General features: G+C 32.4%; 16 protein-coding genes. 9 read left to right on the top strand and 7 right to left on the bottom strand.

Annotated elements, in window-relative coordinates; translation table 11 throughout:
- Positions 1-96: 96 nt before the first annotated feature.
- From FGL72_RS09685 to FGL72_RS09670, 5 genes are all read right to left on the bottom strand, one after another.
- A complete protein-coding gene (locus FGL72_RS09685) occupies positions 97-1185 on the bottom strand; it encodes a P-loop NTPase family protein (RefSeq protein WP_135400510.1) in 1089 nt (362 codons plus the stop codon).
- Positions 1179-1625: a hypothetical protein gene (locus FGL72_RS09680; protein WP_146993019.1), complete on the bottom strand. Its 447-nt coding sequence runs from the start codon at positions 1623-1625 to the stop codon at positions 1179-1181. The genes FGL72_RS09685 and FGL72_RS09680 overlap by 7 nt, the downstream gene beginning before the upstream one ends.
- A 21-nt stretch (positions 1626-1646) precedes the next feature.
- Positions 1647-2354 (bottom strand): hypothetical protein, encoded by a 708-nt coding sequence (locus tag FGL72_RS09675; RefSeq protein WP_031559778.1) that lies wholly within the window; start codon positions 2352-2354, stop codon positions 1647-1649.
- Between the two features lie 81 nt (positions 2355-2435).
- Entirely contained in the window at positions 2436-2585 is a 150-nt protein-coding gene (locus FGL72_RS09785) for a hypothetical protein (RefSeq protein ID WP_164481475.1), read from the bottom strand.
- Positions 2578-2769 (bottom strand): hypothetical protein, encoded by a 192-nt coding sequence (locus FGL72_RS09670; protein ID WP_146993016.1) that lies wholly within the window; start codon positions 2767-2769, stop codon positions 2578-2580. Before FGL72_RS09670 ends, FGL72_RS09785 begins: the two co-directional genes overlap by 8 nt.
- Before the next feature lie 729 nt (positions 2770-3498).
- Here FGL72_RS09670 and FGL72_RS09665 point away from each other — a divergent pair.
- The 7 genes from FGL72_RS09665 to FGL72_RS09635 all read left to right on the top strand — a co-directional run bounded on the left by FGL72_RS09665 (position 3499) and on the right by FGL72_RS09635 (position 10032).
- Positions 3499-3855 carry a helix-turn-helix domain-containing protein gene (locus FGL72_RS09665; protein ID WP_146993014.1) on the top strand — a complete coding sequence of 119 codons (357 nt, stop codon included), beginning with the start codon at positions 3499-3501 and terminating at the stop codon, positions 3853-3855.
- Positions 3856-4512 (top strand): ImmA/IrrE family metallo-endopeptidase, encoded by a 657-nt coding sequence (locus tag FGL72_RS09660; RefSeq protein WP_146993012.1) that lies wholly within the window; start codon positions 3856-3858, stop codon positions 4510-4512.
- Positions 4513-5582: 1070 nt separating this feature from the next.
- Complete coding sequence (locus FGL72_RS09655; protein WP_146993009.1) at positions 5583-6422, top strand: ParA family protein; 840 nt, start codon at positions 5583-5585, stop codon at positions 6420-6422.
- Between the two features lies 1 nt (position 6423).
- Complete coding sequence (locus FGL72_RS09650) at positions 6424-6783, top strand: hypothetical protein (protein WP_146993007.1); 360 nt, start codon at positions 6424-6426, stop codon at positions 6781-6783.
- Positions 6784-7252: 469 nt separating this feature from the next.
- Positions 7253-8146, top strand: a complete 894-nt coding sequence (locus FGL72_RS09645) for a DNA-processing protein DprA (RefSeq protein WP_146993005.1) — start codon at positions 7253-7255, stop codon at positions 8144-8146.
- Between the two features lie 12 nt (positions 8147-8158).
- Complete coding sequence (locus tag FGL72_RS09640) at positions 8159-9319, top strand: phosphoribosyltransferase (RefSeq protein WP_146993003.1); 1161 nt, start codon at positions 8159-8161, stop codon at positions 9317-9319.
- Positions 9320-9474: 155 nt separating this feature from the next.
- Positions 9475-10032: a recombinase family protein gene (locus FGL72_RS09635; protein WP_014335271.1), complete on the top strand. Its 558-nt coding sequence runs from the start codon at positions 9475-9477 to the stop codon at positions 10030-10032.
- 420 nt (positions 10033-10452) lie between these two features.
- On the opposite strand, the gene FGL72_RS09630 is transcribed toward FGL72_RS09635, so the two are convergent.
- Positions 10453-10779: a thioredoxin family protein gene (locus FGL72_RS09630; RefSeq protein ID WP_014335270.1), complete on the bottom strand. Its 327-nt coding sequence runs from the start codon at positions 10777-10779 to the stop codon at positions 10453-10455.
- A 797-nt stretch (positions 10780-11576) separates the two neighbouring features.
- Positions 11577-12194, bottom strand: a complete 618-nt coding sequence (locus FGL72_RS09625) for an NAD(P)-dependent oxidoreductase (protein ID WP_014335269.1) — start codon at positions 12192-12194, stop codon at positions 11577-11579.
- Between the two features lie 127 nt (positions 12195-12321).
- Between FGL72_RS09625 and FGL72_RS09620 the strand changes: the two genes are divergently transcribed.
- Together FGL72_RS09620 and lepA are read left to right on the top strand one after the other, a co-directional pair.
- Positions 12322-12660, top strand: coding sequence for a winged helix-turn-helix transcriptional regulator (locus tag FGL72_RS09620; RefSeq protein ID WP_014975082.1), 339 nt, complete (start codon positions 12322-12324; stop codon positions 12658-12660).
- Positions 12661-12789: 129 nt separating this feature from the next.
- The gene (gene lepA, locus FGL72_RS09615) at positions 12790-14586 is read left to right on the top strand and encodes a translation elongation factor 4 (RefSeq protein ID WP_135400486.1); all 1797 of its coding nucleotides are present in this window, start codon (positions 12790-12792) and stop codon (positions 14584-14586) included.
- Positions 14587-14594: the final 8 nt, after the last annotated feature.

Raw genomic sequence — 14594 nt, 5'->3', positions numbered from 1 at the left:
TGCTGTAAGTGCTTTGCTTAACGTCTCATGCACCCCGACTGCCTACAATCACTATATAAATCAAATTAGACCTGCCAAATAACTAATAGGGACTAACTAAAAGTTCAATTCTACATATTTAGCGCTTTTACTATCCAAAAATTCCTTAATCTCACCCATTGGCTCAACTGGAACGGCTGGATATTGCTGACCTAATTCATCAAAATATTTAAACGGAACAAAGTCTTTAGGAATAGCAGGCGCAAAAAATGATCTGGCTTGCCCTGGTGTCATAGCTAAATAACCCCACCCCTTTAAATTCTTTGAGAGTTCCTTAAACTGCACTTCGTCAACATCATCAGGGAACATCATAGACAGTCCACTAGATTTCATCTTACCAAGTGCCACACGGAACTGGAATTGATCACGAGACGCACTACCAATCGTATCAGCCGTTGGTTTCTGCATAGCAATCGCTACAAAGTAACCTAATTGACGACCTAACATAGTAATTTGTCCCAAAATTTGCTGGATCGCTTCACTTTCGTTGTATTTCAAACCAGAAACAAACGCACCAAATTCATCAAAAACAAAAAAATGTGGTTTCAATCCATACTTACGATAATTGCCAACATTTTCTTCTAAATTATCATTCAATAAATCATGATATTCACGACCACGCTTAATCATTTCCAAATAAAAACGATAAAATGATTTTAGAATACGATCACGACCATAAGTGACACGATACTTTAGTGACGCTGTTTTACCAAGCACTGATAAATCAGTCTCTTTAGGATCCGCAACATCAACAATCGCACCACTTTTAATCAACCCATTCAGTAAACTAAACAAAAAGAATGATTTACCAGAACCCGTATCACCAGAAATAAGTGCCTGGGGATATTTTTCATAATCCCAAACCACCCCTTTCATAATTTCAATCGTATGATCTGTTATGGTCATGTCAGATAAGCCTAAGCGTAATCCCAACGGATTAGAAATAAAGTCAAATGACTTAAACCCAAAAATATCATTTGTTCCCACACCGTCCGCAAACAACATAGCCGACATAGGTTGTGAAATACGTCGATCACGAAAACGATCTTGATACTTTTGTCCGTCCATTGGTAAATAGATTGAAAAACCAACCTTACCATTGTTCTTTAAACTGACTTTTGGCAGCTTAATTTTTTGTTTTACCAATGCCAACCACCTTTCTCACCACCCAAATTGAAACTCAAACGGTGTTCTTTTTCATCAACTTCCTTGACCAAATAATATTGATTAGCAATTAGCCAATTAGATAGCCTTTCTAAGCGAAAAACAGTCGCCCAAAAGCCTTGAAATTGATAAGTCTTCCAATACCAATAACTTGCACTAAGCACTAAGACCACCATAGCAATCAAAGTTAAATAAAGACCCGGTAACAAACTATTAACAAAAGCTAACCAATCAACTTGTGTGACCAAAGCTTTGGTGAAACTGACTAGCCCTTTACTAGGTGGCATGATAGCAAGTAAACAAAAAACAATCGTGATCAAAAATACGACCACTGGCACAAGACCAATTGCAATAAAAACATCACGTCTTAAATGCCTATGCCAATAACGAACACGGAAACCACGGGGAAATAATTTACTCATTGATTAACCACTTTCCTGCCATTACTTAGTTTTAGCTTCAGCAGGCTTAGCAGTTGTTTGTGGCTTATTATCAGCAGTTGCCTTTGAAATACCACTAGCAGAGAAGAACAAAACATCTTGATCTGGATCATCATTGGTTGAACCGTCAAACAATGACACAACCAAATTTTCAAATTCAACCTTATCAAATGGCTTAAAGGCACCCTCTGGGAATACGCCCACAGGCACACGAACTGTTAATGCCTTACCATTTTCATCACTCACACGAACATCTTTAGCAATCAAATCACCAACACGGGAACCACGATCTTGTTGTTCCTGATAATTCAAAGTCTCAAAGACATCACGAGTTGCACCATACATAAATGAACCTGTAAAGAAATCTGTATCAACAACAGGGAAATACTCACCCTTGACCACAACCATAGTACGGGCTGACTCATTCGCCCAGGTAGTCGCTACTGTTTCATTTTCTTTCTTAATAACAGCAGTCAAACCCGACACCTTAGTACGTGAACCACCAATTGGCACCAAATCAAGCGTCATATTTTCAAACTTCACAACATCTTTTGGCTTCAAGCCCTCTGGCAACTTACCAACTGGTGTAACAGTCAAGGCATCAGCGTCAGAACCTTCAATCAAAAACTGTGGTCGCCCATTATCAGGTGTTCCTAAATACAAAAACTTCAAGTTACCCTTTTCAGGTAACAACTTCAACATCTTACTCATAAAAATTAAAACTCTCTTTCTTAATCAAAATAAAAAGAACACTCCAGATTAAAAAATCAAAATGTTCTTAACAACAAACCATTAAATTTTAGTCTCAACCGACACATGGAACTCATACTTACCAGCCAATGGCTTTAAATCAGCTAACAATTCCGCATGTTCCTCTGCCGTCAAAGGCTTTTCAAAATCACCACGCAAGAATATTTTCGTCTTGCCCTCATCATTAGTCATAATAACGTTTAAACTGCCTTTCATGATACGTTTGTTCATACTCACTAAGTGGGATATAGTTTTCAGGTTTAATCAAACCTTTCAAAATTTGATTATCTTTTTCCTCAAACCACTTAATCAGTTCAATGTCGGTTGTTAATAGACCCTCATCATCTAATGTAAGCACATCAGGATCTTCGCCCATAACCACCACCCTACAATAAAACGCCCTGATCAACTAAATTAGCTAAAAAGAACGTGTTTTATAAAAAATATAATTTATAAACAATAAGTCAAGCTGTAAAAAAACCTAAAAAACAACTTAACTTATCAATCCATATCTATTTCGAACAACATCAGCAATAAACTCAAATGGTTTATAACCAATCGTTGCGAACGCTCACACCTTTAAAAAAATGATCCTGGCATTCTTTAAAATCTACAATTTGTGTTCTGCCAAACGCCACATGACGTTTAACTCCCCCACACTCTGCGCGCCTTTGACACCGCTACGGGTTTTATTTCAGTAGTTGATGATTAATTGACATAACGCAGTTAATCATCACGAGCTAGATATGAACGCTCGACCCCATGACTACTCGCCAGGTAGGATAACAAAAAATTAAGCACAAAAAACTTGCATTATTTTAATATCTCACATACAATTAACTTGCTTAGAGGTAATTGTAAAAATGAATATAATTGTTATCTAAATGACTGTATATTCAGTTTTTATAACTTTGTCTGGTGCCTTGCGCACCTTTTTTTATTCTCTCATAAGGATAGAAGATAAAAAATTAACTCACATAGATAAAATTAAATGTCGCCCAACTCACTGGTTTTTTTTTATCAACTAACTTACAAATACTATTTTAATTGAAACTAGATTCAATGTCAATGTTTTTTTTGAAATTAAATTCAGGAAATTGAAAATATGGAAACTATACTAGATAGAACAAAAAAATTGGCAAAAGAAAAAGGTTTGTCATTATCCGAATTAGAGGAAAAAATTGGCATTGCCAAAACCTCAATATATAGTTGGAAAAGTAACATTCCAAAGGGTGAAACGATACAAAAGACAGCCGATGTACTAGATACTTCAACGGACTATCTTTTGGGGAGAACTGACGACCCAACGCCAATTGATGTTTATTTTCGTATCGACATGAAAAATGTGCCAGAAGAAAAACGTGAGGATTTCAAAAAAGAACTCACAATGTTAAGGGATTTCGCCTTTAAGAGATTACAAGAAGAAGAGAAAAAGTTAGACGATCAGGAAAAAGAAAACTAAATGAATACTGACGAGATAGAAAAATATACCGAACTTGAAAATCAGGCAACCCAATTAATTGAAACGGTTGCAACAGAAAATAATTGTGATCCACAAGACCTGAAATGGTGGCATATATCAAACTATTTAGAAGACAACCATAAAATTGTTCTCGTCCCACTCAATAAAAATGAATTTAGTACGATCATCGCAGATACCTATGGCATTTATGGATTAACTTTGAAAGATAATCGTATGGCCATGATCTGTTACAACAATGAATGTACAGAAACCCGACAACACTTTACAATCATGCACGAAATTGGGCACTTCTTACTTCACAAAAATAATCAAACATATCCTTCTTTAATGCAAGAAAACGATTATACCGAAGAAGACCAAATCTTTGAAAAAGAAGCCAATAATATAGCTGGTATGTTATTAGCAAACAAAAAAGCCATTCAATCATTGCTAAACGAAAGAAAGCCTTTTAATTATTTATGTAAATATTTTGGCATTAGTAGCCAAGCTATGCGAATCCGATTATTTAACTTATTCTACTTTCAAACAGCTAAACAGGTCATTGAAGAAGAAAAACAGGTAAAAAATATTTTTATTTACTCACAGCAAACAATCGCCAACTATATTTATAAAAACTATCAATTCAATATCAAATAAAATCTGCCACCAGACACGGCAGCCGCGCAACAGCCAACCGCCAACACAACAGTTAAGCTCGCCCGTGGTTATTATTATCATTGTGGCTTTTTTTAATGTCTTTAAATCAAAACCAATAGAGAAAACTAAAAGAAGTTGTTGACACAGGCAAGTCACAAATGCTTGATTGAGAGTGAGGGAAGTTTTGAGCCGAAGATAGTTTTTCCCTTGTTTTTAGGAAGAAAAAAACTTTAATCAAACAAACACTTGACCGATCGTTCAGTCGTCCGTCACCTTATCCATACAAGCTTTGGTCTTACCCACTTGCTTTAATCAATTACTTAGTCATTGAACCAATAAAAAAACGCCCTTATTGGCGTTGTATCACTATATTTATTCTCTTTGTCACGATACAACTTAAAGACAAGCTCTGTGTCCGTAGACACCGTTTTACCTGCCGAGCCGTTAATGGTCGCTCTCACCCTACTACACGCCCAGTATGGCTTGTTTGTGTAGCACCCAAATATTTTTGTACAGTAGTGTCTGGGAAAATGGCACTTGTCTATTTTTTCGTATACCATATACAGCGATTTGGATCTTCCGAGTTACACTAGATAACTACCCCCTACACGTCATATATGCCATACCCCTTAAAGTGTTTGGCTTCACTCTTTTTGAAATCACCCACATTTACAACACAAAGGTTATGTTGTATAATAGAGCTACATTGATCAAACAAATAAGATGTATGTAGCTATCAAGGACGGCAATCCTTGGTGGCTTTTCTTTTATTCTTTTTTATTAACACTATCAATATAATATACCCTAATCACCCTGTCAATAACATATTTGTTTAATAGTGATATTTAACTTTTTAACTATTTAACTATTTAACTATTTAACTTTTTATAAATAGTTAAATAGTTAAAACGGGATATTTAACTATTTATAAATACTATCAAACCAACATATACAGCCATTTAAATAGTTAAAAAGTTATATTTATCTATTGATATATTTATCTATAGTGATATAGTTATATTTATAAATAGTTATATAGTTATATATTATTTTTTTATAAAGGACTAATCATGGAATTAAAAACAAATAGAAAACAAGCAATCACGCTGACAGTTGGAAACTTCAAAGGTGGTGTAGGAAAAACTACTAATAGTATTCTAATAGCATATACATTAGCACAAAAAGGAATTAAGACCTTAGTTATTGATCTTGATCCTCAAGCAAACGCCACAAAAACACTAACTTTAACAAAGTTAAACCAAGATGAAGACGGAATACTCACGTTTGAAAAAACACTTATGCGTGGTATTGCTGACAATAAAATTGATGATCTACCAATAAAAATTATTGATAATTTATTTTTAATGCCTTCAAATATTGATTTCGAAGAATTTGCAAAGTTTTTATACCAAAACACAGACAATCAAACAGACGAAGATTTTTATTTTTCAAAACTATTAGATCCAATAAAAGAAAGCTTTGATATTATTATTATTGATGTTCCACCAATGTCTAAAGAGATTACACGTAATGCTGTTACTAGTTCTGACTATGTTTTAATTTCACTACAAACACAAGAGCATTCACTAACTGGTGCAGAAAATTATATCGAAGAATTAAATAAACTAAATGAAAAATATGATCTAAATCTAACAGTTGTAGGTTTACTGCCAGTTCTTTTAAAAAACACTGGAACAGTTGATGAATATATTATTGAAAATGCTAAAGAAATTTTCGGTGAAAGCAATATTTTCTCAACAATTGTGCCACAAATGGAACGTATTAAGCGCTTTGATATAAATGGTATTACAAATCATGATAGACATGACTCAAAAGTTCTACAAAAGTATAACGAAGTCACAGATGAGCTAATTACTAGACTAAATTTTTATGAAAAAGAGGTAAACTAAAATGAGTAATAGCGTACTAAAAGGAATGAACCCCAGAGTACAAGGTAACATTCCAGCTAAAGAACAATTTTCTTTAAATGATAGTAGAGAAAAGAAAGTAACACCAAAACCACAATCTACAATTAAAACAGATAGTATTGAAACTAAAAACCAAAAATCTAATAAAGAAAAATTTGTCAATCAAAAGTCGCAAATTAAAATTTCTGAAAGTATTAAAACGGAATTAGATGCACTCAAAGCTATTAACAAAACAAAGTTTGACTACGAGGTAATAGAATTATTGATTGACAGTTATGTTCAAAATTCACTAACATCAACACAAAAAAGAAAATTTAAAGCCTTAACCAGTGATGATTTTTAAATTGGTATAGATTGTGAAAAAAGCTTAAAACAGACTTTGTGGCGTGTCGTAAGAGGGTAAAGGCGTAAAACATAAATAAAATTCATTTTAATTGCTATAAAGAGCATAATGTAGAAAAAGTAAAAGAAGCGTGGTAACTCTACACCAAAATAGTCATTCACATAACAAGAAGAAAAGATTAAAATATAGTTAAGTAAACCACATAAAAAATAACAAATTTAAAACATTATTTAGACGCTGAACATAACTATTAAGACATTCATTTTTTAATAGATAATTATGTGATTACTAAAGTAACAGCACGAGAAAAAAATTGTTTTAGGAATAATATTATTGTAATATATTAACAAATATAGAGATACTGTAGGATAGTATTCGAATTCGCAATATTCTAATTGGAGTATAGTTTAAATCTAATTGATCAAAATAGTAAACATTTATGTTTGAAAGGAATTAAGTGATTCATAATATGATTTTGTATGAAAACAAAAACAATTATATTTTTTGGTTATATCACTTGGGTATTTCGATACCGACATTAAGTATTATTTATTTAAACTTAGAATGTAATGATCTAAAAAGAATATATGATGGACATTTTGCTGACTATTATATGTCTAGACTAATTCCTTTTACACAAAAAGATATTAGCTTAATAACTAATCAAGATTTAGTTATTAAGTCAAAGCAAGAAACGAACAATTTTTTAAAAAAATTCAATGATAACAAAGTTATCATTAAAATTTATTTTGACGACGATTTTCCTAAACATTTACTACATATACCAAATCCTCCTTTCTTATTGTTTGTCAGAGGTAACTATCATAAGCTAAACGAAACCAAATTAATAGCAGTAGCTGGAAGTAGACAAATAAGTGACATAAATAGTGATATTCTATCCAGAACCGTAGTAAATATCGTTAAAAATAATTTCGGTACTGTTAGCGGTCTAGCATATGGAACTGACATCATAACAAATAGTCTAACTGCAAAATTAGGTGGCTACACAGTTGCAGTTTTACCAGGTAGTATTTTATCAATTATTCCTTCTGCCCATAAGCAGCAAGCCGACCAAATTTTGGATAGTGGTGGTCTTCTAATATCAGAGTTTTATACTACAAATGTATCTCGAAAGAATTTTATCACACGTAACAGAATTATCTCAGGTTTAGGTGATTGTCTATTGTTGCCGGAGCTAAGGTCTAGAAGCGGAACAATGCACACAGCACGATATGCGTGGAAACAGAAGAAAAAAATATTTTGTTTTGACAACCAGTCTTCCGGTATAAAAAAAATATTAAATTCTGGTCAAGGAACAATTTATAAAAATATTGGACAGTTTGCTGAGCTATATGAAAATTGAAAGGAAGTAGCAATGAATTTATATGTATCTATTGAGTCCATTTGCATTATGGATAATAATAAACCTTCTAATTGGGTTACTGATTTAGAACCTCTAGTTAATGGAACAATATCAACTGATTTGAACATTATATTAATTTCACATCGTGGCAATTATAAAGACATTGCTAAACAATTAGATAGTAATTCTCTTGCTAATGTATATTTCATAGCTCGTAGTGATTCCGCAAGTTTTAAAACGTTTATTTTACAGCATCCAGGTAAAAATATTTTATTGGGGCCAAAAAAAGAAGATATGTTTAAAGCTTCTAATCTAAAAATTTTATTTTTATGTCCTATGTGGGCTAACGAGATTGATGCATTGGCACAAAAATATGGAACAAACATTATTAGTATCGACAGTCTTATAAAAATACTGAAAATTTTAAGTGTAAGAAAAAATTTTTATTACCAATTAGACGTTGATAAAAAAACAACCGTTTATGCTTTAACTAGCGCAAATAACTATGGTGCTACAGAAACTGAATCACAACTTATTGATATCTTTAGAAACACATTAAAACAAGGCAACCGCCAATATTTTTCAGCTGTATTATTTTATCTACTATCATCTATAATGGAAAATCCGGACCTCCGCGAAACCAATTTGTGGGGTATTATGCCTTCATCTGGTACTAATTTTAACCAAGAAATGCTTGAAATAAAAGATCACTGCCGTTATTTAACTGGAAACCGAGTTAAAGATCCAATATTTATTAGGCACACACAAACAACTAAAAGTCATCAAACACAAAAAAATCAGCGCTTATTTATTGGTGCAAAAAAACATTTAGACACTATAGAAATCAATCCTAAATATAAACAAAAAATTAAGGGTAAAACTGTATGTATACTAGATGATTACGTTACTAACGGTACTTCTTTCGAGGCGCTTCGTAATTTATTGGAAGCCGCTGGGGCCAGAAGAATATTTTTTATTGCCATTGGTCGTTTCAGAAGCAGAGACAACAATGGTCTGGGATCATATCAGAAAGAAAATTATTCTTTTTCAGGGGATATTTTTGGTCCTAATAATAAAGCAAAATTAGATGATAAGTGGGTAGATTTTGGAAAAAATGGTTTTTATGACGAGAGTGCAAAAGCGTCGCTTGTAAAATTAACTAAACTACTCTAAGTCAACTTTATCTTTTCAACTTCCTAAGTAATTAAAATACATTATTACTTATTAAAAAGCGCAAAATACTTATAAGTATCTTGCGCTTTTTATATCCCTTGATATAATAGGTTTTATACTATGCAATTTAATTATGCAAATTAATGAGGTGGAAAATGACAGTTTATGGCTATGCACGCGTCTCAACAGCGGGACAATCGTTAAATGAACAAAAAGATACTTTGAAGAAGGCTGGTGCTGATATCATTATGAGTGAAAAATATTCTGGGACCACTACCACACGTCCTCAATTCGAAAAGTTAGTTCATTTAGTTGAACCAAATGATACTTTGATTGTCACAAAATTAGACCGTTTTGCCCGTAACACGCGAGAAGCGCTAAATTTAATTGACTCCCTATTAAAAGAAAAAATCGTTATCAAAGTTTTAAACTTAGGAACGATTGATAACACTCCTATGGGTCGTATGATTGTTAGAACCTTATTGTCGGTTGCGGAGATGGAACGTGACATGATTATTGAACGTACACAAGCAGGAAAAATATTTGCTAAGCAACACAATCCTAACTATAAAGAAGGCAGACCCAAAAGAAAAAAAGATAGCCGAAATACTGCTATCTTTGAATATTCAAAAACACATACTGTTAAAGTAACTGCCGAAGCATTCAATATTTCACCTAGGACCGTGCAATATATTAAAAAACTATTCAGATAATCATGAATGCTAAACAACATTGTTGTTTAGGTAACGGGAGAACAAATTAATATAAATATTATCAATGACTCTGGTTCAAATTGGGATACACTTGTGGAGCAAACTAGCATTCAGACGATATACTTTAATAGGGGAGTTAAAGTAGTTTTCTGGCTAAAATGATAAAAACATGAAACTATTACTATTATTGGTAAATTACTCAATTTTTTAAAAATTGAGGTATAAATGATTTTATTGCAAAAATTTTATGTGCATAGAGCGAAGATATACAAAAAATATTCCCTTTCAAATGATTTTAGATTGAACGAATATAAATATATGAAATACGCTTATAGAAAAATCAATACAATTATCAGTCAAATAAAATACTAAACGAAAAAATTAAGAAATATATTGAATATTACACATGGATATTGATCACTATTTATTCAATGAACTATTTAACATACTTTTAACAGTATTCTTTGTTTGCAGACCTACTGATCTGTCAATAATTTCTCCATCCTTGTAAAATAAAAAAGTTGGAATCCCAGAAATAGAGTGACGAACATTCAGCTCCATATTTTTATCTACATTTACCTTACCAAATTTAACATTTTTGTATGATGGGTCTTCTGCTACCTTTTCTAGAACAGAATCCATCATTCTGCAGGGGGCACACCAATCCGCACGAAAATCAACTATGGTTATCCCCTTTGACACAATCTGTTCGTAATTTTCTGTTGTTAACTCAATTTCATTTACCATATTATTTTCTCCTTGTACTGGGATAAACTATCGCTACTGCATAAGCTTTGGTCACCTTTGAAAATTAATATTAAGAATATAAGTATTAAATTCATTTTAATTTAATGACGTAACTGCAAAATTTGAATTAGAACATTAGCAACCTAGAGAATGGAGCTGACTATTTATTGCACTAAAAATTACTCAGACATCCAATGAACCGGATTATTCCCATTCTGTTACTTTGTTATCATTTAAACTGCGCTTGTAGTTAAAAAAATTTTTATATCAACAAATCGTTGTTTAAAATTATATTAACGTACGGTATTTCTTTCAGTGAACTGCTACACGATTCAAATTTAGATGAAAGATTTCTAAGTGGCTGTTATCATGATGCCTACAGACTAGATATTAATAAAATTAACCGTAGCCCATGCTGAACTTGATATGAAAACTATTATCTCTGGATCCAACACTGTTCAATTACTAGTAATCTTACACGACAAATTTTCATTTTTACCTACTAGGATAACAGGAAACTTCTCTAGATGCTTGACATCCTTTACTATCTTGGATCTACATTAATCACTACGGCTTACCCTATCTAGCTCACATACCAATAGAATTCTTTAATGGGAACAATCACATTGCTCATTATTTAAATTAACGACCTTCTTTTGGCTAAGTTTTAGCAGCAAATCTATAAATTTTTCTTATAATAAATTAATATGAAAATACCCCTATACTATATTTATGGACCGAATAAAATAGCCCACCTTCTTAGTATAAGAGCAGATATTAATAAATGAAAAATTAGGTTAAGAATATACACCAACAATAGTATGGTTTTCAGGGTTGAAAATTTTTTCCACAAATGCATCTGCATAGTCTGAATAGCTGATAAAGCTTTTACCCTCAGCATTAACGCCTAACTTATTGCCAGAAAACGAGTGATTACCAGTATGAGGTGCGTCAAATTCCATAACTACAGGAGGTGCCATGTATGTCCAATCAAAATCTTTTACCTCAGCTAAAGCTTTAAAAGCAGTAACTTCAGCCTCAGCGATTGGCTTAAATTCAGCAGGTACTTCTGGTGTATCAACTAACATTGTATGCTCGTCCACTAATAATACACCTGCACCACCAGCAAATACTAACCGAGTCTTTGTTTCTTTTAAAATTGAAATTAAATGTTCAGTAGATGTAATAAATTGTTTTGGATCATCAAGGGGCGCGTTAAAAGTGTTTACTAGTACGTCAAATTCTTTAATATCTTCAGACGTTAGATCAAAGATATCCTTTTCAATTACGGGCACATTAGTTGTAAGTTTTGCTTTATTTCGTACGACTGCAGTAGGTTTTTCACCCTTAAGAGTTAATTTTTCAACCAATAAAGTTCCTAATTTTCCAGTTGCACCAATAATGCCGATATTCATAATAAATTCTCCTTTGAATTAATTTATTCTTTATATATTATATGTTAAGATATAAAGTTGTACATGTAAATAAAATATTGATAAATCACCTAGTTACTCATCAGTAACTATAGAAAGGAAGCACATTATGACAGAATTAAAATACCTAGAACTTCCCCCTTGCCCAGTTGCCACGACCGCACTTTTAATTGGAGATCATTGGAAGATACTGATTATTCGTGAATTGTTGAATGGTACAAGGAGATTTAGTGAATTAATAAAAGGATTAGATGGTATTTCAAATAAAGTTTTGTCACAGCATTTGAAAATTATGGAAATCCGTGGATTAGTTGAGCGTAAAATATATGCAGAAGTACCAGTAAAAGTGGAGTATTCTTTAACTGATATTGGGTGGAAACTAAAACCAGTGATCCATGAAATGTGGCAGTGGGGTGAACTCTATAAAGCTACAGAGGGAGAAAAGTAAATACTTCAATATTACATCTAGAAAGGTATAAAATATGAACAGAATATTATTAGTTGGACTAATAGTGGTTTAATAGTGGCCAGGGTATATAGACTTCTGGCATTGTAATAATATTAGGAGTTAGTCCAGATGAGTAAAAATATAAGAAATTTAGCTATCATTGCACACATAGATCATGGTAAATCAACATTATCTGATCGTATTATAGAGGCTACAAATACAATTTCTAGCCGTGAAATGGAAGATCAAATACTTGATGATTTGCAGGTTGAAAGGGATCATGGCGTAACCGTAAAAGCAAGAGCCATTCAGAATACTTATCTTGCAGATAATAATGAAAAATACGAAATTAATTTAATTGATACACCTGGGCATGTTGATTTTCAAGATGAAGTTACTAAAAGTCTCACAGCTAGCGATAATGCAATTCTCTTAATCGATGCTACTCAAGGCATTGAAGCACAAACTTTAGCTAATTTAAGAATTGGTAAAAAACTTGGAGTAAAAATATTACCAGTGATTAACAAAGTAGATATAGCAGGTATAAATACTCATAAAATTGAAACAGAGATAAAGACGTTATGTCCAGAATATCAAAACAGAGATATTTTAAAAATATCTGCCAAGACAGGTGTTGGAATACATGAACTTATGGAAACAGTAGTTCTTAATCTTTTGCCTCCAGCAGGAAATGATAAAAAAAAATTATCTGCTTTGGTTTTTGACTCTTATTATGATCCATTCCAAGGTGTTATTTTATATATTCGAATTGTCGATGGTATTCTAAAAAATAATCAGAAACTGATGTTTTTATCAAAAAATATCACATTTCAAATCCATGAACTTGGTATTTTCACGACAATACGTATGCCTAAATCACAGTTAAAATCTGGAGAAGTGGGATATTTGATTACAGGTATAAAAAATGTAGATACATCTTATGTTGGCGAAACGATAACAGATGCCAACGCACCAACTAACTCACTTTTACCCACTATTAAAATGAGTCAAGTGACAGTATTTGCTGGAATATATCCTTTGGGAGACTATAAGTTGTTAGCCAAAGCGTTAAAACAACTTAAACTTAATGATTCATCATTAAGCATCAAAGAGGAGTATTCAAATGCTTTAGGTATGGGATTTAGAGTAGGATTGTTAGGCATCTTTCATTTACAAATTATAAAAGAACGTTTAAAAAAAGAATTTTTGATTGATGTATTAATAACCTATCCAAATGTACCCTATCGCGTTTATCTTAAAAATAATGAAAATGTTACAATTGTTAATCCGGCTACTTTTCCAAATTTTGAGATGATTGATCATGTAGATGAAATAATCATTAAAGCAACTATCATTACACCACAAAAGACAATTAATGCAGTGATGAAATTACTTTCTGAAAATAGAGGCGAGTTTATAGGTATTGATAATCATAGTGATTTAGTTAGCTTATCTTATCGTGTGCCACTATCTAAGATTATCTATTCCTTTTTCAATAAATTAAAATCAATTTCACATGGTTACGCTTCTCTAGCAACAACATCTATAGGTTACTATCGTACGAATGTTGTTAGACTTGATATTTATATTAACTACGTCAGAGTAGACGAATTAACGTCCATCACTTACAAATCGGAATCAGAATCCATTGCGCAAAAAATAGTTCACCAATTAAAATATACTATTCCCAAAAGATTATACCCACTACCAGTGCAAGTAATGATGGAGGGGAAAGTTATTGCAAGGGTAGATGTCCCACCATTAAGAAAAAATGCGGCAGTTAGTGGAAAGAATAATAGTATTTCCAAGCAACAAGAACTCCTCAGAAGGCAAAATATTAATCAAAGAAAAGCTGCATCCAATGATATAGAATTACCTCAGAAAGTTTTTAGCACAATGTTTAAAATCGAGGATGAGGAGCTTTAAAATCAGAT

This window comes from Leuconostoc citreum (assembly GCF_007954785.1).
In the GTDB taxonomy this organism is placed as follows: Bacteria; Bacillota; Bacilli; order Lactobacillales; family Lactobacillaceae; genus Leuconostoc; species Leuconostoc citreum.
The sequence above is the reverse complement of the archived record's forward strand: the minus strand, read 5'-3'. Positions and strand labels throughout refer to the sequence as shown.